The organism is Actinospongiicola halichondriae (assembly GCF_049103745.1).
GTDB classification, from domain to species: domain Bacteria; phylum Actinomycetota; class Acidimicrobiia; order Acidimicrobiales; family Salinilacustritrichaceae; genus Salinilacustrithrix; species Salinilacustrithrix halichondriae.
This window is the reverse complement of the sequence record NZ_CP171622.1, coordinates 3,515,195-3,541,354: the sequence shown is the minus strand read 5'-3', so window position 1 is coordinate 3,541,354 and position 26,160 is coordinate 3,515,195. Positions and strand designations below refer to the sequence as shown.

The 26,160-nt window shown below is 69.1% G+C and carries 26 protein-coding genes and 3 tRNA genes; 17 read left to right on the top strand and 12 right to left on the bottom strand.

The genetic code is table 11. The features are described from left to right. The first annotated feature begins 60 nt into the window (after positions 1 to 60). The 3 genes from AB8619_RS17600 (at position 61) to AB8619_RS17590 (ending at position 4,097) form a co-directional block, all read left to right on the top strand. Positions 61 to 1,536 carry a polysaccharide biosynthesis tyrosine autokinase gene (locus AB8619_RS17600; RefSeq protein ID WP_436793928.1) on the top strand — a complete coding sequence of 492 codons (1,476 nt, stop codon included), beginning with the start codon at positions 61 to 63 and terminating at the stop codon, positions 1,534 to 1,536. A gap of 54 nt (positions 1,537 to 1,590) precedes the next feature. Then, positions 1,591 to 3,429: a DUF4012 domain-containing protein gene (locus tag AB8619_RS17595; protein WP_436793927.1), complete on the top strand. Its 1,839-nt coding sequence runs from the start codon at positions 1,591 to 1,593 to the stop codon at positions 3,427 to 3,429. 71 nt (positions 3,430 to 3,500) lie between these two features. Then, positions 3,501 to 4,097, top strand: a complete 597-nt coding sequence (locus AB8619_RS17590) for a hypothetical protein (protein ID WP_436793926.1) — start codon at positions 3,501 to 3,503, stop codon at positions 4,095 to 4,097. Between the two features lie 9 nt (positions 4,098 to 4,106). Here AB8619_RS17590 and AB8619_RS17585 read toward each other — a convergent pair whose 3' ends face one another. Then, positions 4,107 to 4,907 (bottom strand): glycosyltransferase family 2 protein, encoded by an 801-nt coding sequence (locus tag AB8619_RS17585; protein WP_436793925.1) that lies wholly within the window; start codon positions 4,905 to 4,907, stop codon positions 4,107 to 4,109. Between the two features lie 141 nt (positions 4,908 to 5,048). Here AB8619_RS17585 and AB8619_RS17580 point away from each other — a divergent pair, with 141 nt between their 5' ends. From AB8619_RS17580 to AB8619_RS17570, 3 genes are all read left to right on the top strand, one after another. After that, positions 5,049 to 5,975 carry an FkbM family methyltransferase gene (locus AB8619_RS17580; protein ID WP_436793924.1) on the top strand — a complete coding sequence of 309 codons (927 nt, stop codon included), beginning with the start codon at positions 5,049 to 5,051 and terminating at the stop codon, positions 5,973 to 5,975. An 84-nt stretch (positions 5,976 to 6,059) separates the two neighbouring features. After that, positions 6,060 to 6,890 carry a sulfotransferase gene (locus tag AB8619_RS17575; protein ID WP_436793923.1) on the top strand — a complete coding sequence of 277 codons (831 nt, stop codon included), beginning with the start codon at positions 6,060 to 6,062 and terminating at the stop codon, positions 6,888 to 6,890. Between the two features lie 2 nt (positions 6,891 to 6,892). Next, entirely contained in the window at positions 6,893 to 7,990 is a 1,098-nt protein-coding gene (locus AB8619_RS17570; RefSeq protein ID WP_436793922.1) for a glycosyltransferase family 4 protein, read from the top strand. On the opposite strand, the gene AB8619_RS17565 is transcribed toward AB8619_RS17570, so the two are convergent. Next, positions 7,968 to 8,741: a CAP domain-containing protein gene (locus AB8619_RS17565; protein WP_436793921.1), complete on the bottom strand. Its 774-nt coding sequence runs from the start codon at positions 8,739 to 8,741 to the stop codon at positions 7,968 to 7,970. The genes AB8619_RS17570 and AB8619_RS17565 overlap by 23 nt on opposite strands. Before the next feature lie 77 nt (positions 8,742 to 8,818). Beyond that, positions 8,819 to 9,226, bottom strand: coding sequence for a hypothetical protein (locus tag AB8619_RS17560; RefSeq protein WP_436793920.1), 408 nt, complete (start codon positions 9,224 to 9,226; stop codon positions 8,819 to 8,821). Positions 9,227 to 9,352: 126 nt separating this feature from the next. Between AB8619_RS17560 and AB8619_RS17555 the strand changes: the two genes are divergently transcribed. Further along, positions 9,353 to 10,594 (top strand): cytochrome P450, encoded by a 1,242-nt coding sequence (locus tag AB8619_RS17555; protein ID WP_436793919.1) that lies wholly within the window; start codon positions 9,353 to 9,355, stop codon positions 10,592 to 10,594. Positions 10,595 to 10,610: 16 nt separating this feature from the next. Here AB8619_RS17555 and AB8619_RS17550 read toward each other — a convergent pair whose 3' ends face one another. Continuing rightward, entirely contained in the window at positions 10,611 to 11,159 is a 549-nt protein-coding gene (locus AB8619_RS17550; protein WP_436793918.1) for a hypothetical protein, read from the bottom strand. Between the two features lie 71 nt (positions 11,160 to 11,230). On the opposite strand from AB8619_RS17550, the gene AB8619_RS17545 reads away from it, so the two are divergent. After that, positions 11,231 to 12,274, top strand: coding sequence for a response regulator transcription factor (locus tag AB8619_RS17545; RefSeq protein ID WP_436793917.1), 1,044 nt, complete (start codon positions 11,231 to 11,233; stop codon positions 12,272 to 12,274). Between the two features lie 54 nt (positions 12,275 to 12,328). Here the strand turns inward: AB8619_RS17545 and AB8619_RS17540 are convergent. The 5 genes from AB8619_RS17540 to AB8619_RS17520 all read right to left on the bottom strand — a co-directional run bounded on the left by AB8619_RS17540 (position 12,329) and on the right by AB8619_RS17520 (position 14,821). Further along, positions 12,329 to 12,404 (bottom strand) — tRNA-Phe (locus AB8619_RS17540). Between the two features lie 39 nt (positions 12,405 to 12,443). After that, positions 12,444 to 12,521, bottom strand: a tRNA-Asp gene (locus AB8619_RS17535). Between the two features lie 13 nt (positions 12,522 to 12,534). After that, positions 12,535 to 12,610, bottom strand: a tRNA-Glu gene (locus AB8619_RS17530). A gap of 78 nt (positions 12,611 to 12,688) precedes the next feature. Further along, a complete protein-coding gene (locus AB8619_RS17525) occupies positions 12,689 to 13,993 on the bottom strand; it encodes a CysS/YqeB C-terminal domain-containing protein (RefSeq protein WP_436793916.1) in 1,305 nt (434 codons plus the stop codon). Next, complete coding sequence (locus tag AB8619_RS17520) at positions 13,994 to 14,821, bottom strand: alpha/beta fold hydrolase (protein WP_436793915.1); 828 nt, start codon at positions 14,819 to 14,821, stop codon at positions 13,994 to 13,996. A gap of 37 nt (positions 14,822 to 14,858) precedes the next feature. Between AB8619_RS17520 and AB8619_RS17515 the strand changes: the two genes are divergently transcribed. Continuing rightward, positions 14,859 to 15,500, top strand: coding sequence for a glycerol-3-phosphate acyltransferase (locus AB8619_RS17515; RefSeq protein WP_436793914.1), 642 nt, complete (start codon positions 14,859 to 14,861; stop codon positions 15,498 to 15,500). Further along, a complete protein-coding gene (locus tag AB8619_RS17510) occupies positions 15,497 to 16,339 on the top strand; it encodes a DegV family protein (protein WP_436793913.1) in 843 nt (280 codons plus the stop codon). The genes AB8619_RS17515 and AB8619_RS17510 overlap by 4 nt, the downstream gene beginning before the upstream one ends. Before the next feature lie 10 nt (positions 16,340 to 16,349). On the opposite strand, the gene AB8619_RS17505 is transcribed toward AB8619_RS17510, so the two are convergent. Genes AB8619_RS17505 through AB8619_RS17495 form a run of 3 tightly spaced genes read right to left on the bottom strand, consistent with a single transcriptional unit; the run spans position 16,350 to position 18,061 of the window. Further along, complete coding sequence (locus tag AB8619_RS17505; protein ID WP_436793912.1) at positions 16,350 to 16,844, bottom strand: DUF2017 family protein; 495 nt, start codon at positions 16,842 to 16,844, stop codon at positions 16,350 to 16,352. Beyond that, on the bottom strand, positions 16,845 to 17,138 hold the full coding sequence (gene clpS / locus AB8619_RS17500) for an ATP-dependent Clp protease adapter ClpS (RefSeq protein ID WP_436793911.1): 294 nt from the start codon (positions 17,136 to 17,138) through the stop codon (positions 16,845 to 16,847). Then, complete coding sequence (locus AB8619_RS17495) at positions 17,135 to 18,061, bottom strand: COX15/CtaA family protein (protein ID WP_436793910.1); 927 nt, start codon at positions 18,059 to 18,061, stop codon at positions 17,135 to 17,137. Before AB8619_RS17495 ends, clpS begins: the two co-directional genes overlap by 4 nt. A gap of 97 nt (positions 18,062 to 18,158) precedes the next feature. On the opposite strand from AB8619_RS17495, the gene AB8619_RS17490 reads away from it, so the two are divergent. The 7 genes from AB8619_RS17490 (at position 18,159) to AB8619_RS17460 (ending at position 26,153) form a co-directional block, all read left to right on the top strand. Next, complete coding sequence (locus AB8619_RS17490) at positions 18,159 to 19,061, top strand: heme o synthase (protein ID WP_436793909.1); 903 nt, start codon at positions 18,159 to 18,161, stop codon at positions 19,059 to 19,061. A 147-nt stretch (positions 19,062 to 19,208) separates the two neighbouring features. Beyond that, positions 19,209 to 20,819: a cbb3-type cytochrome c oxidase subunit I gene (locus tag AB8619_RS17485; protein ID WP_436793908.1), complete on the top strand. Its 1,611-nt coding sequence runs from the start codon at positions 19,209 to 19,211 to the stop codon at positions 20,817 to 20,819. After that, a complete protein-coding gene (locus tag AB8619_RS17480; protein WP_436793907.1) occupies positions 20,819 to 21,454 on the top strand; it encodes a hypothetical protein in 636 nt (211 codons plus the stop codon). Before AB8619_RS17485 ends, AB8619_RS17480 begins: the two co-directional genes overlap by 1 nt. A gap of 7 nt (positions 21,455 to 21,461) precedes the next feature. Continuing rightward, positions 21,462 to 22,298 carry a hypothetical protein gene (locus tag AB8619_RS17475; RefSeq protein WP_436793906.1) on the top strand — a complete coding sequence of 279 codons (837 nt, stop codon included), beginning with the start codon at positions 21,462 to 21,464 and terminating at the stop codon, positions 22,296 to 22,298. After that, entirely contained in the window at positions 22,298 to 23,473 is a 1,176-nt protein-coding gene (coxB, locus tag AB8619_RS17470) for a cytochrome c oxidase subunit II (RefSeq protein ID WP_436793905.1), read from the top strand. The genes AB8619_RS17475 and coxB overlap by 1 nt, the downstream gene beginning before the upstream one ends. Positions 23,474 to 23,479: 6 nt before the next feature. After that, positions 23,480 to 25,507, top strand: coding sequence for a cytochrome c oxidase subunit I (gene ctaD, locus AB8619_RS17465; protein WP_436793904.1), 2,028 nt, complete (start codon positions 23,480 to 23,482; stop codon positions 25,505 to 25,507). Further along, positions 25,500 to 26,153 (top strand): cytochrome c oxidase subunit 3, encoded by a 654-nt coding sequence (locus AB8619_RS17460; protein WP_436793903.1) that lies wholly within the window; start codon positions 25,500 to 25,502, stop codon positions 26,151 to 26,153. The genes ctaD and AB8619_RS17460 overlap by 8 nt, the downstream gene beginning before the upstream one ends. The last annotated feature ends 7 nt before the right edge of the window (positions 26,154 to 26,160 follow it).

The following is a 26,160-nucleotide window of genomic DNA, read 5'->3' as shown; positions in this document are numbered from 1 at the left end:
GTGAATCCGAGCACTGACCTCAGGCTCCGCGCCTACGCGCAGATCCTGCTACGACACCGCGTGGCCATCGCCGTGGTCACCGTCATGGTCGTGATCCTCGGCGTGACCCCCTCGTTGCTCCAGGACTCCGTCTACTCGTCGGCGGCCTCGATGCGCGTGCGTCCCGACGACTCGGAGTCGCCGTTCGACGAAGACGGCGCCCAGAACGCCCAGACGCGCAGCCGTGAGCTGTTGACCGACGTCGAGGTGCTGGGCTCGGCTCGCATGCGCAACCTGGTCGAGGAGCGACTGGGCGACGACGCCGACCCGTTCTCCGGCGTGGTCGCCAAGGTGGTCGGGTTCAGTGAGGTGATCCAGGTCAAGGTGACCTCGTCCACGCCGGGTGGTGCCGCCGATGCGGCCAACGCCTACGCCGAGGTCTTCGTCGAGGAACGACAGAAGCAGTCGGTCGAGGCGCTCGTCGTGCAGTCGGCCGAACTGCGCCGTCGGGCGAGCGACGCCACCCAGCAGTTGGCCGAGGTCGATCGCCAGCTCGCCGATCCGCTGACCGATCCGGCCGTCGCCGAGAACCTCCGGGTCACGCGCACCGGCCTGTCGGCCCAGGTGCTCGACTACGGCGCACGTGCCGATCAGCTCGACGTCGAGGCCGCACTGCGCCAGGGCGGGACCGAGATCGTGACCCAGGCGTCGCTCAACCTCTCGCCCGTGTCGCCGAAGCCGCTGCGCTCGGGCTTCACCGCGCTGATCCTCGGGCTCCTCGTGGGCGTGGGCGTCGCCGTCCTCCTCGAGATCGCCCAGGACAAGCTGACCGATGCCGACGACCTCGCGGTGGTCGATCCGTCGATCCCCGTACTCGCCGGGATCCCGCACATGCAGGCGCCCAACGCCCACGGCGACGATCTCGAACCATCGGCGCGCGAGGCCTTCCGCTATCTGCGGACATCGCTCAAGTACCGCAGCCTCGACGACCCCATCCGCTCGGTGCTCGTCACCAGCGCCACCAGTTCCGAGGGCAAGACCACGACGGCGGTGAACCTGGCCGCGGCGTTCGCCGACAGCGGTTCGCGCGTCGTGCTCATCGATGCCGACCTCCGCAAGCCCGCGGTGCACCGTCAACTCGGTCTCGACAACGACACCGGCCTGTCCGACGTGCTCCTCGGTCGGAGCAGCTTCGGCGACGCCGTGAACTACGTCGGCCCGAGCCTGGCGGTCCTGACCGCCGGGCCGCCGTCGTCGGCGTCGAGCGAGCTGCTCGGCCGCCAGGCGTTCTCGGATCTCGTGGCCGCGGCCTCCCGCCAATGCGACCTGCTCGTGGTCGACACGCCACCCGTCCTCCCGGTGGCCGATCCGCTCGTGGTCGGCCGTTCGGTCGGCGGCGCGATCGTCGTGTCCCGCATCGGTGCCGTCCGTCGCCGCGACCTCCGAGCCTTGGTGCGTCGGTTCAAGGATGCCCAGATCAGCATCGTGGGCTTCGTCTCCAACGACGGCGAGTCCTCCGACGACTACCAGGAGTACGCGGCCGATGTCGCCGAATAGCCCCACCGTGCTGCACAGCCCCGTCGTGCCGGCGCAGCCGGATCGCGTCGCGACATGACACTCCGCCGTCTGGGGATCCTCCTGGTGGTCGCCTTGGTCGTCGCGATCCCCGGCGTGCTCGGCGCGTTCAATCTCGTCGGTGCGTCGCGCTCGCTCCGCGACGCCGAGCGCCATGTGGGCCAGGCCGCCGCCGCGATCCGCGACGGTCGGATCGAGGACGCCCGTCGGTCACTCGCCGCCGCCGAGCTCGGCATCGCCGACGCGAACGAGTCGCTCCACGCGCCCTCGTTGGCGCTCGCCGGGATGGTGCCGGTGGTCCAGCAGAACCTGGCGTCGCTGCGGGAGTCCGTCGAGTTGGCTGCTGTGGTCGTCCACGGTGGCGGGCGGATCCTGTCGACCGCCGATCAACTCGAGGGCCCCGACGGCACGCTGCAGGTGTCGCTCGCGGAGGGCACGGTGCCCATCGACGCACTGGCCATCGCTCGCAAGGAGGTCGAGGCGCTGCTGATCGAGATCCCTCGGAATCTCGACGACTCGGGCGGCACCTTCCTGCTCGGGCCGACCCGCGAGCTCCACGACGCCGTGCGCGACGAGGCACGTGCGCGGCGTGTCGAGCTCGAACGACTCGACCGGGGCCTCGCGATCCTCGACGAACTCGTCGGCGGTGACCGGCCCCGCCGCTATCTCGTGGCGGTCGCCAACACGGCCGAGATGCGTGGCACGGGCGGCATGATGCTGAACTACGGCGTGCTCGAGGGTTCCGGCGGCACGATCGAACTGCGCGATTTCGGTCGCGTCGAGGAACTCGACGTCGCGGTCCCGGTACCTCCGGACTCGGTGGGCCTGCCCGAGGACCTGCTCGATCGGTGGGACGGCTTCGATCTGACACGCGAGTGGCGCAACACGACCGTTTCCGCCGATCTCCCGCTGGTGGCGCCTGCGCTCCAGGCGATGTACGAGCGAGCGACCGGTCTCCCGGCCGACGGCGTGATCCAGATCGACCCGACCGGCCTGGCGAGGATCCTCGACGTGGTCGGCCCGGTCCTGGTCGAGGAGTTGGGTGTGGTCGACGCCGGCAACATCGAGGCACTGGTGTTGAACGAGGCATACACGCTCTTCCCCGGCGTCGAGGAGCGTTCGGACGTGCTCGGCAACGTCGCTGAAGCCGCCTTCCGCCGGCTGGTGGAAGGCGAGTTCCCGAGCGTCCGCGACCTCGCCGAGGCGGTCTCCACTGCGGTCGACGGCCGGCATCTGCTGGTGCACAGCTCGTCGACCGACGTCGAGAACTCGATCGCGTCGTTCGGCGCCGACGGGTCGCTGCCACCGGCCGACCTGCTCGACAGCTTCCACCTGACGGTGCAGAACGTCAGCGGCAACAAGCTCGACTACTACCTCGACACGTCGATCGAACTCCGCGGCGAGCGCGTGGCCGGCGAGGTCGGCGAACTCACGGCAGCGGTCACGGTCACCAACACCGCGCCACCCGGAGTGACCGAGCCGCGCTATGTGTTCGGTCCGATCAGCGACGAGCAGGAGGCCGGTCTCTACCGCGGCGTCGTGACCCTCTACCTGCCCACCGGTTCGTCGCTCGCCTCGAGTTCCGGCGGCCCGTTCCGGCTGGCTCCCAGCCTGCAGACGGAGGATGGTCGACCCCTGATCAGCGCCTGGATCGACGTGCCTGCGGGCGAAAGTCGCACGATGGAGTTCGATCTCCGGCTCGCTCCGACCGCAGAGGGCGACTACGAGATCCGTCTCGTCCCGTCACCGCGTGTGCGCCCGACGATGGCGTCCGTGTCGGTCGCGACCGGTTCCGGCATGGTGCAGGGCGACGTGGAACTGGACCGCACGTGGGTGCTCTCCGTGTCCGGTTCGTCCGAGATGACTGGCTACTGAGCGTGCGGTTCTGTACTCTTTGCGTCCCCTGCCCCTCCCGACGACCGAGTGCATCTGCTAGGCGGACTCTGATGAACCCACGCGTGATCCACAGGCTCGGCGCCCTGACCCTTGGCGTCGTGTTGGCGGTCTTCCTGTTCGCCTTGCCTGCCGGCGCGGCTCAGGCCGACGACTGCTACCCCGACGGCTGCACCGAACCGACGCTTCCGCCCGTCGACGCCGAGGTCTCCTGCACCATCGACGTCAACGAGGGACGCCCGGGCGAGACGGTGACGGCCACGGTCGACAATGCCGACGGCCCGGTCCGACTCCTCCTCGGTGGCAACGAGGTCGCGGCCAGCGGCGAGGTGTCCGGTGTCCGCCGGATCCCGGCCCAGGCCCAGTCGATCGCGCTCTCGTTCGCCGTGCCGCCGTTGGATCCCGGCAACTACGACCTGGTCGCCGTCGGCAACGACTTCACCGTGCAGTGCACGCTCGGCGGCGTCGCCGGCTTCGGCGTGCTCGGTGTGTCGCTGAGCCGCGGTGACGGCGACGGCGACGGCAACAAGGGGCCGCTCGCCTTCACCGGTGCCAGCATCCTGTTGATGATCCTCGTCGCCCTGGCGCTCGTCGCCATCGGCTGGTTCGCCGTTCGCTCGAGCCGCCGGCGCAGCCTCAGCCGTACCTGACCGGACCGGTCAGCGCCCGGGTTCTGCGGGCACGCGCAACGGGTGGTCGTTCGAGAACACCAGTGAGCGGTGGCGTCGCAGGAACCGCACCATGCTGCGCGCATGCCACAGGTTCCGCTGGCTGAGGAGTCGTTCGTCGACCACCGCCTGATAGGCGTGCATCGCACCCGCGCCGGGATCGACCCAGCACTCCCCGCCATGCTGCGCGACGCGCACGCACATGTCGATGTCCTCGACGTACATGGGGTACTGCTCGTCGAGCCCGTCGCACGCTTCGAAGACCTCGCGCCGGAACACCCAGAACGCACCGAGCAGCCAGTCGGCTCGCCACGGCTCGGTGGCCTGCTCGTCGAGTCGGTAGTGCGCCGCCTGCCACTTCATCGGCGGGAAGAGCTTTCGGAGCGGCGTGCGACGGATCACGCTGCCGCCGACCGTGGGGAACGAGCGCCCCGTCGGTTGGCGCCGCCCGTCTGGCCAGCGCAGCTGTGGGGCCACGAGCCCGACACGGTCGTTCGACGCTGCGAAGTCGACGAGGCGATCGATGGTCCCGGAATCGGGGATGCAGTCCGGATTGACGAGGGCCACGTAGGGCTCCGTGGTCGCTCGGACCGCCATGTTCACGTTCTTGGCATAGGAGAGCGGCGCCGGGTTGGCGATCGTGCGGGCGCCCTCCGGCGCGTCGACGTCGACGTCGACGAGGTTCTGCACGACCGTCAGGGATCCGACGTCCTCGTGGACCCGGCGGAGGCAGGCGTCGAGTTCGTCGGTGCGTTCGTGGACGATCACGATGCCAGCGACGTCACCCCGCACGGGTCAGCTCCGGGAGCAGCGGTCGTGGCGGCGTCATCACCGGCACCCTAGGGGGTCCGTTGTCCGCCATCGGGCCCGCACCTCGGGGTGAATTGTCCGGTCCCGACCGCACGATGCCACCCGCTCGTCCGTTCTCCGCACATGGATCTCGTCGTCGTCGAAACCCCGTTCGGAGCGTTCCACGCCTACGAGGACGATCTGGTGACCGAGCACCTCCGGGACTTCGGTGGTCATCAGCGTCCTGACCTGGCGGCCATGCGCTCGCTGGTCCGCGAGGGCGACGTCGTGCTCGACATCGGCGCCAACATCGGGACCTTCGCCATCCCGCTCGCAGCGTCGGTCGGACCCTCCGGTCGGGTGTTCGGGTTCGAGGCGTCGCCGACCAACGCCGACGTCCTTCGACGCAACGTCCGCAGCAACGATCTCATCGACCGCGTCGTGGTCGTCGAGGGCGTGGTCTCCGATCGCGCCATTGCCTACGAACGCGAGGAGTTCGAGGGCAACCTCGCCGCCACTCGCTTCGTCCCGAGCGCCGGCGCCGCCGGTGGCGAGGGGCCTGCCGTCGTGCACCTCGACGAATGGGCGGTCGAGACCCTCGGTGCCGACACCCGCATCGACGTCGTCAAGATCGACGTCGAGGGCATGGATGTCGACGTGTTGCGCAGCGCTCGTTCCCTGATCGCCCGCTGGCTCCCCGTGGTCTCGATCGAGGTGGCAGCACACGAACTCGAGTCGCGCGGTCGCGAGCCTGCCGACATCGGTCGGATCCTCGAGCCGCTCGGTTACCGACTGTTCCGCAACATCGCCGAGCGGAACGGCGCCCACGACGACTTCCGGATCGGGCAACTGCGCTCGGTCGATCACGGCGGGCCCTTCTACGACCTGCTGGCGATCCATCCCGACAGCGGACGGGTGCCAGCCGATCTGGTGCCGCCGTCCGAGATGGCGCAGTGGACCAAGGAACTGCGCAGCACGCTCCGTCGGTTGCGGGTCGCACGCCTCCGTCGTGCCGGCTCTCGCCGGCTCGCGGCCGTGCTCGACCGCGAGAAGGCGGCTACCGCCAACTGACAAGGCACAACCCGGCGGGGCTAGGGTTCGACCATGGGGTCGAACTGGGGTCGGTTCGCGCGCGCCACGACACGTGCTGTCGGCGTGCGCGTCAGGACGGAGCGAGCGCCCGCGCTCATCATCGGAAGCGCCCGCAGCGGCACCAGCTTCATCGGCGCGACGCTCGGTGCAGCGCCCCGCGCGGCGTATCAACGTGAGCCGCTGACCCACGAGATCTTCCGTCGGCGCCTCGACCTGGTCCCGCAACTGGCCGACCCGACGCCGTCGGATGCGCTCACCGCGCTCGCCGACCGGGCCTTCTCGGGCCGACCGGCCGTGTCGACAGCCGTCACCCCGTGGCCGAGCCAGTTCTGGTCCCGCACGGCAGAGACGCTGGTCATCAAGGAGGTGCTGCCGATGTCGGCCCTCTGGCTGACCGAGCGTTTCGCCGCCACGGCACTCTTCGTCCTGCGTCACCCGGCCGCCATCGTCTCGTCGTGGCACCGACGCAACTGGATCCGCGCACCGCACGAGTCCGCGTTCGGCCCCTTCCTCGACGAGGCCGGGATCCGCGACGACCCCGCGGCATGCCTCGGCGCGATCCTGGCGCGGCACGAGCAGTCGATGGTCGCCGCCGCAGCGGCGGTCGGTCCCCGCGCCAAGGTGATCGAGTACGAAGAACTCGCCCGTCGACCGGTGCGTGTGTTCCAGGCGAGTGCTGCGCATCTGGGCCTGGCCTGGAACGACGCGATGGAGGCGGAGGTCGCCGCAGCGACCGACGGCACGCTCGAGCGCAGCGATGGCCGTCAGCACCTCGTGCGCGACTCCCGCCGCCGCAGTCAGGCGTGGCGTGACGAGCTCTCGGCATCGACGATCTGCTCGATCCGACAGGGCTACGCGACCGCCGGTGGCGGCATCTACTCGGAGGCTTGGTGAACATGGACATCCGGATCACGAACCCGTACTGCTGGCCCCAGGTGCACCGGGGCTCCGAAGCCGTCATGCACGGCCTCGGACGATGGCTCAACGCCAATGGCCACGAGGCCAGCGTGCTGGCGAGCCATTCCCGCTCGTCGACCTACGAGATCGACGGCCTCGACTACCGGACCGTCCGAGCTCCGGACCTACGGCGCGTCTATCGCGAGCTGGGCCCGGACCTCACCATGATCCCGGCGATGGCGCGGCAACTGCGGTCGTCGTCGCCCGACGTGGTGCACGCCTTCACCTACCTCGACGCCGCAGCCGCCCGGCTCGCCCGCCGGCCCCTCGTGATCTCGTATGCGGGCATCATCCTCGAGCGGTCATGGCGAGGGCAGCGCATCAACCGCCGCATCTTCGATCGGATCTCCCATGGCGATGTGGTGATCTCGACCCCGAGCAGGGCGTGCGGTGACCACTTCCGCGAGACCTACGGCATCGAGACCACCGTCGTCCCCTACGCCCTCGAGACCGCCACGTTCCGCCTCGACGACGTCGAGCGGCAACCGGGGCGGATCTTCTGCGCCGCCACCCCCGATGGGCCTCGCAAGCGTGCCGACTTCCTCGTCGCCGCGTTCGAGATCGTCGCCCGATCCCGGCCGGACGCCACGTTGGTGTTCGGCGGTCGGGCGAGCGAGGAGACCCGGACCCGCCTCCGGGCGATGGTCGATCCGGCGGTCGCCGAGCGGATCACGTTCCTCGGCGACGTGGACGGCGACGAGGTCAAGCGCGAGTACGCCCGTGCATCGGTGAGCGCGCTGACCAGCATCGAGGAGGCGTTCGGCATGGTCGTCATCGAGTCGATGGCTGCCGGCACGCCCGTCGTGGGGACACACTCGGGAGCGCTCCCGGAACTGATCGTCGACGGTGTCGGCGGCCTCTTCGACGTCGACGACGTCGACGAATGTGCACGACTGCTCGACGAACAACTCTCCGGGGATCCCCGGGAGCAGGCGCAGCGCTGTCAATCCCATGCCCAGCTCTACGACTGGGACAGCGTCGGTCCCCAGATGGTGGCGCTCTACGACCGCGTGGTCAGCCCCAGAAGTCGACGGTGACCCAGACCTTGCCCTGGCTGTCGACCGCGCAGCCCGTGGCCGCGTGTGTGTACGCGCCGTTGAGCATCGCCGCACGGTGTGACCCGGAGGCGACCATCCGATCGAAGACGGCCCGGGCGCCACGGGAGCTGTAGCCGACGTTCTCGCCGACCGACCCGGCCTGCGGGCGCGCCGCCCGGACCTGACCGGCGTAGTTGGGGTTGTGCGCGAGGTTCTGGCTGCGTGCCATCGACTTCGACCAGTCGAGGGGGATGTGGGCGATGCCTCCGTCGGTCGTCAGCGCGGCGACCCCGTTCGACGAGCGGAACGAGTTCATCCACGATGCGAAGTTCGACGCGCACGACCCGCTGGTCGTCGGCTCGGCCGGCGGTGGCGGCGCCGGCGCCGGGGCGGGTGCCGGCGACGACGACGTGTTCGCTGACGTGGTCTGCGCCGCCTTCGGTGCTGGGGCCGGGGGAGCGGTCGTCGTCGTGGTGGTCGTCGTCGTGGTGGTCGTGGTGGTGGTGGTGGTCGTCGTCGTCGTGGCGATGACTGCTGCCGCGAGTTCGGTGACCGCGCCAGGATCGACGAACACCAGCGAGTCGATCCGCCCGACCGTCGCCGATCCGACGGCATCGCTGGCGCCGGCGGCGGCAACGTCGCTTCCGGGGATCGATGTCGTGGTGCCGTTGCCCGTGGTCGCTGCCAGAGCGATGGTCAAGACGGTGGCCAAGGCCACCGCCAGCAGGGGAAGTCGGTCGGAGCTTCTCATGGGTCCTCAGCGCGAAGTCGACGAGATGCCGAGCCTATGGGCGGCCTCCGTCGGGACTCATCGCTCCGAGGGCCGGATCAGGAGGGAATCCCGTCGATGTCCAGGGAATCGACGGTCGTGGCCACGAGTTCGCGCAGAGCGTCGAGATCCCCGCACGCTTCGATCGCTTCCGCATCGATCACCTCGCGCCCCACCGTCGTTCCCTCCACCAGGAAGGCCGCAGGGAACCGGTGTCCGTCCAGGGACGGATGGCGGCGCACGAACGTCGAGCGCAGCGAGAAGTCGACCTCGAGCGGGAGGCCGTCGACGAAGTCCTTCCATCCTCGGTCCTTGAGCAGTCGACCGAACGTGAGATCGCACAGCCGGCAGTCGGTCTCCCCCGTGGTGAGTCCGCTCCACAGGTCGCGCAACATCGCCACCGGCGTCGCGTCGACGTTGTACACGAACGCCAGCGCTGGCGTTCCCGACTCCCCAGTCGTGCCCATGGAGCGACCGTACCCCGCATGCGACTGCGCCCGGCTCCTCCGAATTGTCCGGGTGGACAATTCCAATCGCGACAGGAATAGGATGAGTGTCCAGTAAGTCCGATGAGCGCCCCGAGGAGAGACTGCATGTCTGACGAGTCGACCGTGACGTTGTTCCAGGATCCACGGGCGTGGGAGGACATGGCGGCCTGGCACGAACAGGTGGCCGAACTCCGCCGAGACACCCCGATCGTCTCCGTCGACCATCCCGACTTCGAGCACTATTGGGTGCTGACCCGCCACGCCGACGTGTTCGACGTCGAGCGCCACCCCGACCTGTGGCGGAACACCGCACAATCGGCGTTGATGTCATCGTCGGAGTGGAACGACGCGATGGCGACGGGCATCACGCCCAAGGCGCTGGTCCACCTCGACGGGGAGGAGCATCGAGCGCATCGGAAGGTGGCCAACGACTGGTTCAAGCCGTCGGCGACGGCGCGCTGGCAGGAGCGGATCGACCAGATCGCCGACGAGTACATCGAGACCATGCGCGAGCTCGACGGACGGTGCGACTTCGCCATCGACGTCGCCCAGCCGTTCACCCTGCGGGTGATCATGGAGATCTACGGCGTGCCCCGCGAGGACGAGCCGATGATGCTGGAGCTCACGCAAGGCATGTTCGGTGGATCGGACCCCGAGTTCATGGGCGATGCGGAGGACCCGATCGCGTCGGCTCTCGCCTCGGTCATGACCTTCATCCAGTACTTCAACGAGATGACCGAGGACCGTCGGGCGTGTCCGCAGGACGATCTCGGCTCGATCATCGCCAACGGCGAGGTCGACGGTTGCCCGATCAGTGACGAGCACCGGCTCTGGTACTACATCATCGTGGCGACTGCAGGCCACGACACCACGTCGTTCGGACTCACCGGGGGTCTCCGTGAGTTGATCGAGCGGCCTGACCAGTTCGCCGCGCTACGCGACGACCCGAGTCTGATCGTCAACGCCACCGAGGAGATCATCCGCTGGACGTCGCCGGTGCGCCACATGCTCCGCACGGCCGAGGAGGACACCCGCGTCGGCGACGTCGACATGCCCGCCGGCTCCCGGGTGCTCCTCAGCTACCCGAGCGCGAACCGCGACGAAGCGGTCTTCGAACGATCGATGGAGTTCGACGTCCGGCGCCCCGATGCCGACAAGCTCCTGTCGTTCGGTCTCGGTCCGCACTTCTGCCTCGGCGCCCACTTCGCCCGACGCGAGATCCGCACCATGATCGGCAAGCTCGCCGACCAGCTCGACTTCATCGGCCTCGCCGGCGAGCCCACCGACGCCCGGGCGCACTTCGTGGGCGGCACCAAGCACCTGCCGATCGAGTACCGCTTCCGCTAGAGCGGATGGCTCGGGGTCAGCAGTCGAAGTCGAACTCGACGACGGTCTCGTCGCCGAAGGGGCGGGTCGGACCGATGGCTCGGACGTCGACCGAGCCCGACACATCCGGACCGTTCACCGTGAAGTCGAGCGTGTCCATCTGGGCGCTGTAGAGGAGCTTCTCGTTCTGGCCGTTCTCGTCGAAGTCCCCCTGGAGTGACCCGACCTGGACGAAGAGCTCGTCGGCCGGGCCGTTCCGAGCGATGTAGAACTGCAGATCGGAGTCGACGTCGGTGCCCGAGAGGGCGAAGTTGTCCGGGAACGGGTACCCGGAGGAGTCGGTGTTCGAGCCCTCGCACTCGCTGACGTCGAGTTGGTACGTGGTCCCCTCGACCGTGATGGTCGACGCACCGGCCGCCGCGGAGTCGCCGGACTCCGACCCCGAGTCGTCGCTCGACCCTGCGTCGGCCGGCGTCTCGGTGTCGTCGTCCGGTGCAGCGTCGGTGTCGGCATCGTCGTCGGACCCGCACGAGGCGAGCGCGGCGAGCAGGGCAGCGGCGAGGAGGGCATGGCGGGCCAAGGACATGGCGTCACGCTCCCCGTTCCCCTGCTCGACCGCAATACGTCGATCGACGTAGAACTACGATCGCCGCCACCGTGACGCTCGACGACTCCGATCTCCGAGCGCTGTTCGACGCCACCGCGGTCCTCGCCGGAGACCCGGTTCCCGGGTTCGACGTGGTGTTGGAACTCCTCCGGTCGCTGATCTCGTGCGACAGCGCATCGTTCAACGACATGACCTTCGCCACCGGCGACTTCCGGTATGTCATCGTCCCGCCGGCACTCGAACCGCTCGCGACACGTCTCGCCCCGGTGTACGCGCGATTGGCGTCGCAGCACCCACTCATCGCCGCCTCGATGGAGCAGCCGCACGCCGGTGCCCTGCGGTTCTGCGACGTGCCGGGCGGCGATCGGGTCACGGAGACCGACCTGTACCGGGAGTTCTACGACCCGTTCGGCGTCCGGTACCAGCTGGTGGTGGAACTCCCCGCGCCACCCGACGTGGTCGTCGGCTACGCACTGAACCGCAGCGCCTCCGCCGGGGAGTTCAGCGACCGCGACGTCGCGGTGCTCGATGCCGTGACCGCACATCTGGCCATGCACCACCGACAGGTGGTCGACCGCGAGCGAACCCGCGCCATCGCCACCGAGGCGGACCGCGACGACGGGTGGGCGGTCCTCACCGTCCGATCCGACGGCTCGGTGGAGAACGCCACATCGTCGGCAGTCCTGTCGGCGCTCGCTCCCGATGGTCGGGTGCCGGCAAGTGTGGAGGCGCTGCTGCCCACCGTCGGCGACATCGCCCGCCAGGACTCCGGGCCGCACGACGTCACTGTCGGCGGCGAACGGTGGCGATGCGCCGTGCACTCCGTCGCGCTCGGACCGAGCGTGCTCCTCGTGCGGCGACTCGGCGAGGAGATCGACGACGAGGCGCAGCTGATCGATCTCGGGCTCACCCCGCGGCAGACCGAGGCCGCCCTCGCCCTGGCGCGAACGGGCGGGACCAACGCCCAGTTGGCCCGTTCCCTGCGCATCGCCGAAGGCACGGTGAAGAAACACCTCGAGGCCGTCTTCCGTGCGCTGGGAGTGGACAGTCGTGCAGCGGCGGTCGCCGCGCTCCAGCAACTCACGTCGCGCTGAGCACCCCGGACGCGGACCAGGCCAGACCGAAACGGTCTGGCCTGGACTCTCGAGTGGTGGTCGGGACCGGCGTCGATCCGGTGACCTACCGCTTTTCAGGCGGTCGCTCTGCCAACTGAGCTACCCGACCAGGCTGTGTGTCTCCGAGCGAGCCCGGTGTTGTCTTGATTGGCGGTCCCGACGGGATTTGAACCCGCGACCTCCGGCGTGACAGGCCGGCGTGCACTCCAAGCTGCACCACGGGACCAGAAATGACTTGTTGGCACCCCCAACGGGATTCGAACCCGTGTTACCTGCGTGAAAGGCAGGCGTCCTAGGCCGCTGGACGATGGGGGCACGTTCCCCGTTGTGGGTTCGGCAAACCTAGCAACCGCCACCCCGAGGAAGAAACCGTGATGCGAGACCGGGTCGCGGTCAGCTGTCGCCGAGCAGCCACTCGGCGCCGTCGGGCGTGTCGCGTACCTCGATGCCGGCCGCCGTCAGACGGTCGCGCAACCCGTCGGCCAGGTCGTACTGACCGGCGCTGCGGGCCGCGACCCGAGCGTCGAGCACGGCCTCGACGTAGGGCCCGACGACGGCGCGTGGATCCTGCGCCCCGACCTCGGCCACCTCGCCGAGTCGCACGATCATCCGGCGCAGCGCGGCGCGCGCTCGATCGCGTTCGTCGGACTGCAGCGTGTCGGCCGACCAGTCGACCAGCGCCTGTTCGAGGTCGAGCACCGCGGCGACCGCTCCGGTCACGTCACGCCCGTCGATGGCAGCGTCGTACGCCGCCACCAACCGCTCCGTGTCGGCCCCCAACCCGACCCCCAACCCGTCGGCGCCGCGCCCCTCCCCCCGATCGTTCTGGGTGCGCGATCTGCCATCTGGAGTCCCGATCTTGCCCCCAGAACCAGATTGTGGGGTGGCATCGGGGGAGGGGGCGGTGGCGGTGGGGTGGAGGTCGGCGAGGGGGACGGTGGTGCCGGTCTCGAGGATCGACGAGACGCCGGCGGCGCGCAGTGTGACCGTCCCGTTGCCCTCGACAGTGGCGGTGCCGGCGTCGAGGTCGAGGACGAGCGCGGTGTGTTCGTCGACGCCGAGCACCCACGCGCCCTCGGGCAGGTCGGGTTCGATGGCCGACAGGCGCCGCTCGCCCAGATAACAGAACCGGGTGTCGTGGTGGCCGCCCTCGGCGTTGTCGTAGTGGGGGATCAGTGCGACGTGCAGCCCGACCTCTGACAACAGGTCGAGACCCTCGACCCACCACGGCGCAAACCCGGCCTTGTAGATCTCGTAGACCGGCACGGTCGCGACGCCGAGCGTCAGCGCAGCGGCCGACGCGAACGTGACCGCCCCGCCGGTGCGGAGTTTGTCGGCCAGCAATCCGGGCAACGGGGTCCCGCGCCACTGGTCGAGCGCGTAGGTCGGGCTCCCGGGGCCGGTGAAGACGTACGACGCGTCGGCCACGGCGGCCAGCGACCGTTCTCGGGCGACGGTGTCGGACGAGTCGCCGCGACGCCACGAGGCGACGTCGATGGGGTGGCCGACCGACGCCCGGAAGTACTCCTGGGCCTTGGTCGAGATGTCGTCGGCGTTCTCCTGGAACCCGTAAGGGGTGTCGAGCAGGACGGCGTCGCCGTCGCCCGTGGCGCCGACGGCCTCCATGAGCCGCCGATGGGTCTTGATCATCGTCGGCGCGGTCTCGCCCGATCCCATGATCGTCAACAGCCGTGCCATCTAGGGCGCCTCCTCGGTCTCGACCAGCGTTCGGAGCACCTCGGCCACCCGGACGGGATGTTGTGCGTGCAGATCGTGGTCGCCGTCGATGGGTACGACGCGGGCATCGGCCAACGCCGCGGGTGCCTCGCTGGGCGACGACCCGGTCGCCGGGATGAACAGCACCGGCTCCTCGATGTGCGGGAACCGATCGTGCGGTCGATGCTCCCAGAGCCCGCGCAGCACCTGCAGGTGGCGGTCGAGGGTGAGCCACGGAGCGACCGTGCCGTCGTCGCGGACCTCGAAGCACGCCAACGTCCCGGCGATGCCTGACTCCGGCCAGTCGGCGTGGCCTTGGCGGATCATGCGTTCGATGTCGACGAGCGGTGTCCCGGCCAGGGGCGGCGGGCGCAGCACCGTGGCGCACTCGTCCCAGTCGGGGAACCGTGCAGCGAGCTCGATCGTGCCGCCGTCGACACAGGCCACGGCCGCGGCGACGCCCGGGAAGCGGGCGGCGAACTCGACGACGACGTTGGCGCCCCACGACTGACCGGCGACCACCGGACGCTCGAGGCCCAGCGCCCCGACCAGCCGGTGGAGGTCGTCGGTGACCGTGGCCATGTCATAGCCGTCGTCCGGCTTGCTCGCCTGGCCATGACCACGTTGGTCGACGGCCAGCACGCGGTGCCCGGCAGCGGCCAGCGTCGCCGCGACCCCGTCCCAGAGGCGGGCGTTCGAGGCGAGGCCGTGGAGGAGGACGAACGGCGTCCCGTCGCCGTCCCACTCGAACACGGCCAGTTCGACGCCAGGGGCGACGGCCACTCGCTGCGATCGGTCGGGTGCAGACATCGAAGCGAGCCTACGAGCGCTCGGTAGGGTCCGACGCGTGTCGAGACCCACCGCCCTCCGGCTCGCTGCCGCTGCCGGGGTCGGCTACGTCGCCGGCATGTTCCCGTCGGCGCAGCTCGCGGCGAAGGCCGCTGGTGCGGGCGACATCCGCTCGCTGGGAACCGGCAACCCCGGGGCCGCCAATGCCATCGGACAGCTGGGCAAGGGGTGGGGCTACGCCGTGCTCGCGGCCGACATCGGCAAGAGCGCGGTGGCGGCCACGGCCGGACGTGCCGTGGCCGGCGACACCGGTGCGCACCTCGCAGCGACGACGGCGGTGGCCGGCCACTGTTATCCCGCGACCCAGGGGTTCAAGGGCGGTAAGGGCGTGGCCACCAGCGTCGGCCAGTGTCTCGTCACCTTCCCCGCCTACTTCTTCCCCGATCTCGCCCTCACCGCGGTCACCGGGTCGTTGCCGTGGTGGAAACAGCGGGCGCACATGGCCACGACGATCTCGGCCCTGGCCTGGACCGGCGCCGCCACGGTCTGGTGGCGTCGCGGCTGGTCGAACCTGTGGGGCCCGCCACCGACCGCCGCCCTCCCTGTCGCCGCCGCGGCCACGAGTGCGATGATGCTCCAGAGGTTCCAAGCCGAGCGGAGCGCCGTACGAGCGTTCCTCGACCGGGAGGAGCGCCCGTGAAGACCGGCATCGTCACCGACTCGAACAGCCAGTTCCCCGACGCCCTGCGCGACCGATACGACATCGAGATCGTCCCGCTCACCGTCACCGTCGACGGGGTCCCGTACGCCGAGGGCGTCGACCTCACGGCCGACGACTTCTTCGCCCGCTACGCCGGTGGGGCATCGCCGGAGGTGACCACGGCGGCGCCGGCACCGGGGCTCTTCATCGAGGCGTACCAGCGGATGGCTGATCGTGGCGTCGATGCGATCCTGTCGATCCACATCGGTGGCGACGTCTCGGCCACGCTCGACGCGGCCCGTCTCGCGGCCGAGCAGTCACCGGTCCCGGTGCGCCTCGTCGACACCGGCACCGCGAGCTTCGGCATCTCGTGCTGCGTGTGGGAGGCGGCCGAGGCGCTGGCCTCGGGAGCGACGATCGACGAGGCCGCGGCGGTCGCCGAGGCCACGGCCCCGACGGTCGACAACGTCTTCGTGGTGGGGGCGCTCGACATCGTCCGAGCCGGTGGACGACTCGCGGCCGACACCGAGTCGGGCGCCGGCGTGGCGGTGTTGTCGCTGGTCGACGGAGTGATCCGACGCATCGGCGAGGTCCGTCACGTCGACGACGCGACCGCGGCCATGGTCGCCCATGTCGTCGCCAGCGGCACGAACCTGCGGGTAGCGGTCGGTATCGCCGACGCCGGAGCCGAACCGCTCTCGTCGGCACTGGTGCAGCAGCTGTCGGTGGCGCCGGAGGTGCGCGAGGTCGTGCTCTACCGGGTCGGCCCGAGCGTCGGCGCCCACACCGGACCGGGGACCGCAGGCTGCTTCTCGTGGCCCGCCAACGACCGGGCCTAGAGGTCCTCGGTCAGAGGTCCTCGGTGAGCGCATCGACGATCACCGACACCAGCATCGCCAGGTAGTGGTAGATCGCCCAGGCCGGGGCATCGGGGTCGTCGGGGTCGATGTCGGACGGATCGTCGTCCTCGCCGACGTCGAGCCGCGTGCCGAGGACGAGGCGGAGATCGTTGATCGCCCGCATCCACGCCGACAGTTCGTCGCCGTCGACCTCGCCGCCGTCGGCCTCGGCCAGCAACGCCTCGATCACGTCGAGTGAGCCGAACCGCTTCTCGAGCAGCTCGTCGCGCACGAGGGCCTGGTAGCCGGCGTCGAGTTCGGGGTCGTTGGCGTACGCGGTCGGGAACAGCCGGGTGAGTGACGGGTCGTTCTCGGCCATGCCGGTGGTCAGCAACCCGCGGAGCTGGGGGAGCAGGTTCCGCAACAGGTCGGCTTCGTGCTCCGGGAGCGTGATGCGGTAGCGGTCGGTGCCGAGCCGCTTCACCCGGCGGGTGAACAAGCCCATCTACTGCTTCTCCATGGTCGCCCAGAGGCCGTGTTCGTGGAGGCGGAAGACGTCCAGCTCGGCCTTCTCGCGTGGGCCGTTCGACACCGCGGCCCGGCCCTTCTCGTGCACGTCGAGCATCAACTCGTCGGCCTTGGCCTGGCTGTAACCGAACAGCTTGCGGAACACGAAGCTGACGTAGGACATCAGGTTGATCGGGTCGTTCCAGACGAGCACGACCCACGGCCGGTCCTCGTCGACGAGTTCGTCCTCGTCGAGGACGACGTCGGGATCCGCGATCTGGGGGTTGCTCATGTCGCGACCGGCTCCGATCGCTTCGTGACCCGCTCCGAGGCCTCGACCACGGTGGTGGTGAGCAGGACCCGGAGCGTCGCGACCCACACCAGCATGGACCCGAGGACGTGCACCGCGACGAGCCCGACCGGGACGCCGGTGAAGTACTGGGTGTAGCCGACGGCCCCCTGGGCGACGGAGACCACGATCAGGACCCGGAGCGCGCGGTCGACGACCGGCGAGGCGCCACCGCGACGGGCCAGCAGATAGGTCCACACCGTTGCGGCCAGGAGGATCCAGACCGCGATCGAGTGGATGCGGGCGACGTCGGGGACGAAGAAGTGGAGTCGCTCGACGTCCTCGTCGCCGCCGTGAGGACCGGAGCCGGTCACGACGGTCCCGGTCACGAGGACCAGCGTCGAGGCGGCGAGCAGCACCTTGGCGAGCAGGCGGATCTCGTCGGTGGCCACGGGTCGGCGATGGCCGGCGTCGACCTCGCCCGCCCGGTGGTGCAGCACGGTGGCGCATCCGACGAGCACGGCCGAGAGCAGGTAGTGGCCGATGACGAACGGGGGTGCGAGCTCGAAGAGGACGGTCAGCCCGCCCAGCACGATCTGGGCCACGACGCCGGCGACGAGCGACCAGGACCACCAGGTGAGGTCGCGTCGGCGGGGTTCGCGGCGGATCGAGCCGGCCACGGCGAGCGCGACCGACACCGACACGACGCCCGTGAACAGGCGGTTGGCGTACTCGATCAGCCCGTGGACGCCGGACTCCTCGTGGGGGACAAGGCTCCCCGGCTCGCAGTTCGGCCACGTCGAACAACCCAGGCCGGAGCCGGTGAGGCGGACCGCTGCCCCACTCACCACGATGACGCCGAGCGCCAGGAGGGCGACGAGCGTGATCCGACGGTACGCACGAGGTGAGAGACGAAAGCGCCGCACCCCTCCAGCGTGGCCGGTTCAACCGGCGGAATGCCAACGCCTCCGCGGCGGCCCCTCTTGGTCCCCCGCATGGGGTGGGGCCTAGTCTTCGTTCGTCATGCTCGCGGCCGCCACCCCCTCCCGATCCCAGCAGGTGCGCACGACCGTCGGGGCGTACGTCGCCCTGACCAAGCCGCGCATCATCGAGTTGCTGTTGGTGACCACGGTGCCGACGCAGATCGTCGCTCAGCGGGGCATGCCGCCGCTGTGGCTGATCGTCGCCACCGTCTTCGGCGGAACGCTCGCCGCCGGCGGCGCCAACGCCATCAACATGTACGTCGACCGCGACATCGACAAGCTCATGTCGCGGACGCAGAACCGGCCGCTGGCGACCGGCGCGATCGAGCCCCGCAACGCGCTGATCTTCGCCATCGCCCTCGAGATCGTCGCCTTCGCCTTCCTCTGGGCCACGGTCAACCTGCTCTCGGCCGCCCTCGCCGTGTCGGCCTGTCTCTTCTACGTCTTCATCTACACGCTGTGGCTGAAGCGGACGTCGACCCACAACATCGTCATCGGCGGCGCCGCCGGCGCCGTGCCGGTGCTCATCGGCTGGTCGAGCGTCACCAACACGCTCGACTGGGCCCCCGTCGTCCTCTTCGCCGTCATCTTCATCTGGACCCCGCCCCACTACTGGCCGCTGGCGATCCGGTACCGCGACGACTACGCCGCTGCCGATGTCCCCATGCTGCCGGTCTTGGTCGACGACAAGGTCACCTGCCGCCGGATCATCGCCTACACGCTGGCGCTGTGGGCGACCACCCTCCTCTTCGCCCCCGTGGCCGACATGGGCCTGACCTATCTGGGGTCGGCCATCGCACTCGGTGCGATCTTCCTCTTCCAGACCGTCCGCCTGTTCATCGACCCCTCTCCCGCCCGCGCCATGCGGGTGTTCGGTTGGTCGATCACCTACGTGACACTGCTGTTCGGGGCCATGGCCGTCGACCAGCTGCTGCCGACCTGATCCCGCTGATTCCGTGCCCGACCGACCGATTCTGACCAGTCTGTGGACGATGAGTAATGTCCGCACGACAACTGGACCTCGACCACCCAGCCCACGGCGGAGCGCCGACCGCACCTGCGGCGCCCGGGCCGCAGGAGACCGAATTCGATGACCGTCACTGACACCGATGCGCCGCCCGCAGTGACGAGCGACGCCACCGCACTGGCTCCGCCTCGTCCCGCGCCCGGATTCGCCGCCCTCATCGGGACCGGCGACCACCGCAAGATCGGACGACTCTGGATCGGGACCTCGTTCCTCTTCCTGCTCGCGTCCGGCGTCGCCGGCGCCCTGCTCGGCGCCGAGAAGCTCGACACCAGCAGCATCGACGTCCTCGACGTCGACGCCGTCGCCGAGATCTTCAGCCTCCACGCTGTCGCCGGCGTGTTCCTCTTCCTCGTCCCGCTGCTGCTCGGCCTCGCCATCGCAATCGTGCCGCAGCAGATCGGGTCGCCCACCGTGGCGTTCCCCCGGGCCGCAGCTGCCGCCTACTGGACCTACCTCATCGGTGGCGCGGTCGTCCTGACCTCCTTCGCTGCTGACGGAGGCCCCGGCGGGTCCGACCCCGACGCCGTGGCGTTGTTCCTCGCCGCCATGATCCTGGTGCTCGCCAGCCTGTGCCTCGCCGCCGTGTGCGTCGCGACCACCGGGCTCGGCCTGCGTGCCGAGGGCATGAGCCTGACGCGAGCCCCGCTCTTCACCTGGGCGAACATCGTTGCCGCCGGCATCTGGATCCTGACGCTGCCGATCCTCGCCGGCATCTTGCTGTTGGCCTACGTCGACGTGAAGTACGGCTCGACGTTCATCGGTGGCGGCGAGCAGCTCTATCTGCGCATGTCGTGGGCGTGGAACCAGCCCACCGTCTACATGTACGCCATCCCCGTGCTCGGCATCGTCGGCGACATCGTCCCCGTGGCCGCACGCACCCGCCTCACCCAGCACCGCATCGCCATGGGCTGCATCGGCGGTTTCGCCGTCCTGTCCTTCGGCGCCTGGGCCCTCCCCGGCTTCGCCCCCTCGACTCGTGGCGACCTGCTGTTGGCCTACACCGACGAGGTCCCCTTCGTGGCCTGGTCGTTCCTCATCCTCCTGCCGCTGCTCGGACTCACCGGCCTCGTGGCCGACACGCTGCGCCGCGGCACCGCACGGGTCATGAGCCCGCTGGTCTGGGCGCTGTCGGCGCTGGTCATGCTGCTCGCCGGTGCGGCCAACGGTGCGTTGGTCAGCGTCGATCCCCTCGACCTGCTCAACACGACCGGCACGACCTCGCAGATCCACTACGTGCTCGCTGCGTCGGCCCTCGGCCTGCTCGGCGGGTTGGTCTACTGGTCGCCCCTGGTCTGGGGTCGTGCGTTCCCCGAAGGCCCGTCGCTGGCCCTCGCCGGTGGCGGCCTCGTCGGCACGATCGTCCTCTGCCTCCCCGACCTCGTCAGCGGTTTCCTCGATCAGGCATCGCTCCTCGGCGGCGCCGAGGACAACGTCGATGCGATCGAGGCCCTCAACCTGGTCTCCCTGGTCGGCGGCGGCATCTTGATCCTCGTCGCCCTCGGCTTCGTCGGTCTGCTCCTCAAGGTCGGTGCCGGTCGCGACAACGACGCGGTCGACCCCGAACAACGCGATCCGTGGGAAGGGCACACCCTCGAGTGGGCCGGTGACGAGTCGCCGGCCATCACCTCGGAGGCCCCGGTCTACGACGCCCGTCACGCGGAGGTCTCGTCCTGATGAGCGGCACCAGCACCATCCTCGAACCGGCCCAGGTGCCACTGCGCCTCGACGCCGTCGCCCAGGCCCCGACACGACGCCCGCGCCTGGTGCTCATCGGCACCGCCTTCGCCGCCGCCGGCTCGCTCGCCGTCTTCGTCGGTCTCCTCGCCGTGTACTTCTCGGTCCGGTCCCAGGTCGTCGCCGACGGCACCGCCTGGCTCCCGACCGGTGCGACCATCCCGCTGTCCCCCGGCAACATGAGCATGGCGACCCTGGTGATGTCGCTGGTCACGATGCAGTGGGCCGTGCACGCCGCCGCTCACCGCGACCGGGGCCACGCCTACACCGCCCTCGGCACCACGGTCCTCTTCGGTCTCGCCCACATCACGCTGATCGGCTTCCTGTGGACGCAGTGGAACCTGCCGCTCAACGGTGGGGCCACGGTCCAGGCCGTCCTGCTGTTCACGATCGTCGGCCTCCAGATCGCCATGACCGCTGGCGCACTGATCTTCATCGCCCTGATGGCGCTGCGCAGTCTCGGCGGTCAGTTCACCGGGCCCGACGCCGAAGGCCTCTCCGCCGCCGCTCTGTACTGGTACGTCACCGTCGCCGTCTACTCGGTGATCTGGTACGCGATCCTGATCGTGAAGTGAAGCGCTGATGATCACCACCGCCTCCAAGTTCTTCTACGCCCTCGCCGGCCTGCTGCTCCTCACCGGAGTCGTCTACGGCTACACCACCGGTGGTGGCGAGGTCGGACCGATCAGCCTCGGCTACAAGGGCGCCGTCGGCGACCAACTGGGCTACACGATCCTGATGGGCGCGGCGTTCGTCGCAGCCTTCGCCGGATTCGCCACCACGGCCTTCCGCGACGGCGATCCTGATGCGGGCGCTGCCCTCCTCGGTGTCGACCGTGCACCGGCGCCCACGGTCCCCGGTACCTCGTACTGGCCGCTCGTCGGCGCCTTCGGTGCCGGCCTCGTCGTGGTCGGTGCCGCACTGAACAACGTCTTCTTCGTGGCCGGCCTCCTGGTCCTGGGCGCCGTCGCCATCGAGTGGACGATGCAGGCCTGGGCCGAGCGGGCGACCGGCGACCCCGCCGTCAACCGCGAGATCCGCAACCGCTTCATGCTCCCGATCGAGGTCCCCGTCGCCGGGGCCCTGGTGATCGCCGTGATCGTGATCGGCTTCTCCCGCCTCTTCCTCACGCTCAGCGCCGAGAACGCCGTCTGGGCGGCACTCGTCATCGCTGCCCTGGTCTTCGTGGTCGGCACCGTGTTGTCGACCCGCCCCAGTCTGCGCACCGACCTCGTGGCGGGCCTGTTGGTCCTCGCCGCCGTCGCCACCATCGGCATCGGCATCGCCTCGGCGGTCCAGGGTGAGCGCGACTTCGAACACCACGGCGAGGAGCACTCCGAAGAGGAGGGCGACCACGCCGACGACGGCGCCGAGCACTCGGGCGACGCCGAAGACGCACCGGTCGAGGAGAGCAACTGATGTCCCGCTTCACGTCTGCACGGGCCCGCCTGCTCGCGCTGGTCACGGTCGTCGGCTTCGCCGCCTCGGCCTGTGCCTCGAACGCGCAGCAGACCACCCTCGAGCCGAAGGGCCCGGCGGCCGACAAGATCAACAACCTGTCGAACATCACGTTCCTCATCGCCGGCGTGGTCTTCGTCCTCGTCGAGTTCGGTGTCCTGTTCGTCGCCTGGAAGTTCCGCAAGCGCAAGGACGACGACGACAGCGTCCCCGTCCAGATCCACGGCCACACCAAGGCCGAGATCGGCTGGACCGTCCTCCCCGCCGTCATCCTGGCGTTCCTCGCCGTGGCCACGGTCGGCACCATCCTCGACCTCGCCGACGAACCCGAGGACGCCCTCCAGGTCCGCGTCGTCGGTCAGCAGTGGTGGTGGAGCTACGACTACGACATCGACGCCGACGGCCTCCATCCCGACGGTGACGTCAACCAGCCGGGCATCGAGAACCCCGACGAGTACGCCACCGACATCGAGGTCGCCAACGAGATGGTGATCCCGGTCGGGACGCCCGTCTACCTCGACATCGAGTCCCGCGACGTGATCCACAGCTTCTGGATCCCGGCGCTCAACGGCAAGAAGGACGCCGTCCCCGGTCGTACGCACCACCTCACGCTCGAGGCCGACGAGCCCGGCACCTATGTCGGCCAGTGCACCGAGTACTGCGGCCTCTCGCACGCCTACATGCGCATGACCGTCCGAGCTCTGCCCCAGGACGAGTTCGACGCCTGGGTCGAGGCCCAGCTCGCCGAGGCCGCCGAGCCGGCCAACGATCTCGCCACCCAGGGTGAAGAGGTCTTCGGCACGCTGTGCGCCAGCTGCCACCTCGTCGAGGGCTTCAACGCCGAGTACAACGGCGCCGACCAGGTGTCGGGTGCCGCGCCCAACCTCACCCACTTCGCCAGCCGCGCCTCCTACGCCGGCGGCATCTTCGACCTGTGGAACGACATCGACGGTGACGGCATCGTCGAGACCGAAGAGATCGGTGTCGAGTTCAACGACAACCAGCTCGAAGCCTGGTTGCGCAATCCGTCCGCCGAAAAACCCCTGTATGCCGACGGCAGACGGGGCATGCCCGACCTCGGGCTCAACGAGTCGCAGATCGATGCGCTCGTCGCCTACCTGATCGGTCTGGAGTAGACACCGATGGCAATCGTCGAAGCACCAGAGACCAGCGCCGACCAGCTCGCCCTCACGACGGGTGACGCCATGGCGTCCCCCGCCGACGCGCTCGGCGTGTTCCGCCGCCCGCAGGGTGACACCGGTTGGAAGAGCTGGCTCTTCACCGTCGATCACAAGCGGATCGGCATCATGTACGGCGCTGCCGCGCTGTTCTTCTTCGTGATCGGTGGCATCGAGGCCCTGATCATCCGGACGCAGCTCGCGGCGCCCGACCAGGAGATCATCTCCGCCGACCTGTACAACCAGGTCTTCACCATGCACGGCGTCACGATGATCTTCCTCGTCGTCATGCCCATCGGTGCGGCGTTCATGAACTACCTGATGCCGCTCCAGATCGGTGCGCGTGACGTCGCCTTCCCGCGACTCAACGCCTTCTCGTTCTGGTGCTTCTTCTTCGGTGGAGTCTTCTTCAACTCGTCGTGGTTCCTCGGCGGCGGCGCCGACGGCGGCTGGTTCGCCTACGCCCCCAACACCTCGGTCATCTTCAGCCCGAGCCATGGCATGGACTTCTACGCCATCGGCCTGCAGATCACCGGTATCGCCTCGCTCGTCGGTGCGATCAACCTGATCACCACGGCCATCAACATGCGTGCCCCCGGCATGTCGCTGATGAAGATGCCGGTGTTCACGTGGATGTCGCTGGTCACGCAGTTCCTGCTGCTCTTCGCCATGCCGGTCATCTCGGTCGCCCTGTTCCTGCTGACCTTCGACCGCATCTTCGACGCCAACTTCTTCAACGTCGCAGCCGGCGCCGACCCACTGTTGTGGGAACACCTCTTCTGGGTCTTCGGACACCCCGAGGTGTACATCATGATCCTGCCGGCGTTCGGCATCGTCTCCGAGACGCTGCCCGTGTTCTCCCGCAAGCCGATCTTCGGCTACGAGTTCATCGTCTTCTCCGGCGTGGCCATCGGCTTCATGGGCTGGGGCGTGTGGGCCCACCACATGTTCGCCTCGGGTCTCGGTCCGATCTCGGTCGCCGCCTTCGCCGTCTCGACGATGTTCATCGCCGTGCCGACGGGCGTGAAGATCCTGAACTGGATGGCCACGATGTGGGGCGGCAAGTTGTCGTTCACCACACCGATGCTGTTCTCGATCGGTCTGGTCACGATGTTCACCATCGGTGGCTTGTCGGGCGTGTCGCACTCGATCGCCCCCGCCGACACCCAGCAGACCGACACGTACTACATCGTCGCCCACTTCCACTACGTGCTCTTCGGTGGCGCCCTGTTCGGCTTCGTCGGCGGCTTCTACTTCTGGTGGCCCAAGGCGTTCGGTCACCTTCTCCGTGAGGGGCTCGGCAAGGCCCACTTCTGGATCATGCTGGTCGGCTTCAACCTCACGTTCGGCCCGCAGCACATCCTCGGTCTCCAGGGCATGCCCCGCCGCACGCACTCGTACTTCGACGGCTACGGCTTCAACTTCTGGAACCTGGTCTCGACCATCGGCGCCTTCCTGATCGCCCTGTCGTTCCTCGTCTTCTTCGTCAACATCTTCGTGTCGTACCGCGACTCGAAGAAGCCCGGCTGGGTCAGCCCCGGCCCGGATCCGTGGGACGCCCGCTCCATCGAGTGGATGACGGCCTCGCCGACGCCGACGCACAACTTCGACCACACGCCGGTCGTCACCCATCGCGATGAGTTCTGGTTCCGCAAGTACGGCGAGACCGACGACCACAAGTTGGTCCCGATCGCCACGGCCGAAGAGGTCGCACAGACCGGTCACCGCACCGACGTGCACCTCCCGGCTCCGTCGTACTGGCCCATCGTCCTGTGCTTCTCGTTCCCGCTGATCGGCTACGGCTTGATCTTCAACCTGGGCTTCGCCTTCGTCGGCGGGTTCATCACGCTGATGGCGCTCTACGGCCTGGCGCTCGAGCCGGCGGACGATCCCGACGCCGGACACGGACACGACGATCACGGCGACCACGAGGACGGCGATGCCGTCGCCGTGGGTGCTGGTTCCGACGAGGAGGCCTCGTCCGATGACTGACACCGCTGCCGCCACCGACGCGACGACGAGCAGTCCCGCCCCCGACGAGCTCGACGGCGTCGATCTCGAACACTGGGGTCTGGGCACCAACAATGCGACCGGCATCTCCAACAACAAGATGGGGATGTGGCTGTTCCTCGGATCCGACTGCCTGCTCTTCGGTGGCCTGATCTCGACCTACCTGCTGCTGCGCCACCGTGGCGTGGGCATCGGCCCGGCCGACGTGTTCGACATCCCGTTCACGTCGGTGTCGAGCTTCGTGCTGCTGATGTCGTCGGTCTCGATGGTCTTCGCCGTCAGCTCGATCAGCCGGGGCGACCACGAGAAGCTGCGCCTGTGGCTGCTCGTGACGTCGATGCTCGGCGGAACGTTCATCGCCGGCCAGGTCTACGAGTTCACCTCGTTCTACCGCGAGGGCCTCGGCTACACGACCAACCTGTTCTCCTCGGCCTTCTACAGCCTCACCGGCTTCCACGGCGTGCACGTCACCGTCGGCATCGTCATGTTGATGTCGCTGTTCGTGATGTCGCTCACCGGGCGGCTGTCGGAAGAGCGAGCCGAGACGGTCGAGATCGTCGGCCTGTACTGGCACTTCGTCGACGTCGTGTGGGTCCTGATCTTCACCATCGTCTACCTGATCCCGTAGGAGTGGT

Excerpts from the sequence above, each read along its gene's own strand:
- coxB (WP_436793905.1), top strand. The coding sequence starts at position 22,298 with ATGTCCCGCTTCACGTCTGCACGGGCCCGCCTGCTCGCGCTGGTCACG.
- AB8619_RS17505 (WP_436793912.1), bottom strand. The coding sequence starts at position 16,844 with ATGGGCTTGTTCACCCGCCGGGTGAAGCGGCTCGGCACCGACCGCTAC.
- AB8619_RS17485 (WP_436793908.1), top strand. The coding sequence starts at position 19,209 with ATGACCGTCACTGACACCGATGCGCCGCCCGCAGTGACGAGCGACGCC.
- AB8619_RS17565 (WP_436793921.1), bottom strand. The coding sequence starts at position 8,741 with ATGAGAAGCTCCGACCGACTTCCCCTGCTGGCGGTGGCCTTGGCCACC.
- AB8619_RS17570 (WP_436793922.1), top strand. The coding sequence starts at position 6,893 with ATGGACATCCGGATCACGAACCCGTACTGCTGGCCCCAGGTGCACCGG.
- AB8619_RS17560 (WP_436793920.1), bottom strand. The coding sequence starts at position 9,226 with ATGGGCACGACTGGGGAGTCGGGAACGCCAGCGCTGGCGTTCGTGTAC.
- AB8619_RS17580 (WP_436793924.1), top strand. The coding sequence starts at position 5,049 with ATGGATCTCGTCGTCGTCGAAACCCCGTTCGGAGCGTTCCACGCCTAC.
- ctaD (WP_436793904.1), top strand. The coding sequence starts at position 23,480 with ATGGCAATCGTCGAAGCACCAGAGACCAGCGCCGACCAGCTCGCCCTC.
- AB8619_RS17475 (WP_436793906.1), top strand. The coding sequence starts at position 21,462 with ATGATCACCACCGCCTCCAAGTTCTTCTACGCCCTCGCCGGCCTGCTG.
- AB8619_RS17525 (WP_436793916.1), bottom strand. The coding sequence starts at position 13,993 with ATGGCACGGCTGTTGACGATCATGGGATCGGGCGAGACCGCGCCGACG.
- AB8619_RS17595 (WP_436793927.1), top strand. The coding sequence starts at position 1,591 with ATGACACTCCGCCGTCTGGGGATCCTCCTGGTGGTCGCCTTGGTCGTC.
- clpS (WP_436793911.1), bottom strand. The coding sequence starts at position 17,138 with ATGAGCAACCCCCAGATCGCGGATCCCGACGTCGTCCTCGACGAGGAC.
- AB8619_RS17480 (WP_436793907.1), top strand. The coding sequence starts at position 20,819 with ATGAGCGGCACCAGCACCATCCTCGAACCGGCCCAGGTGCCACTGCGC.
- AB8619_RS17555 (WP_436793919.1), top strand. The coding sequence starts at position 9,353 with ATGTCTGACGAGTCGACCGTGACGTTGTTCCAGGATCCACGGGCGTGG.
- AB8619_RS17520 (WP_436793915.1), bottom strand. The coding sequence starts at position 14,821 with ATGTCTGCACCCGACCGATCGCAGCGAGTGGCCGTCGCCCCTGGCGTC.
- AB8619_RS17460 (WP_436793903.1), top strand. The coding sequence starts at position 25,500 with ATGACTGACACCGCTGCCGCCACCGACGCGACGACGAGCAGTCCCGCC.
- AB8619_RS17550 (WP_436793918.1), bottom strand. The coding sequence starts at position 11,159 with ATGTCCTTGGCCCGCCATGCCCTCCTCGCCGCTGCCCTGCTCGCCGCG.
- AB8619_RS17590 (WP_436793926.1), top strand. The coding sequence starts at position 3,501 with ATGAACCCACGCGTGATCCACAGGCTCGGCGCCCTGACCCTTGGCGTC.
- AB8619_RS17490 (WP_436793909.1), top strand. The coding sequence starts at position 18,159 with ATGCTCGCGGCCGCCACCCCCTCCCGATCCCAGCAGGTGCGCACGACC.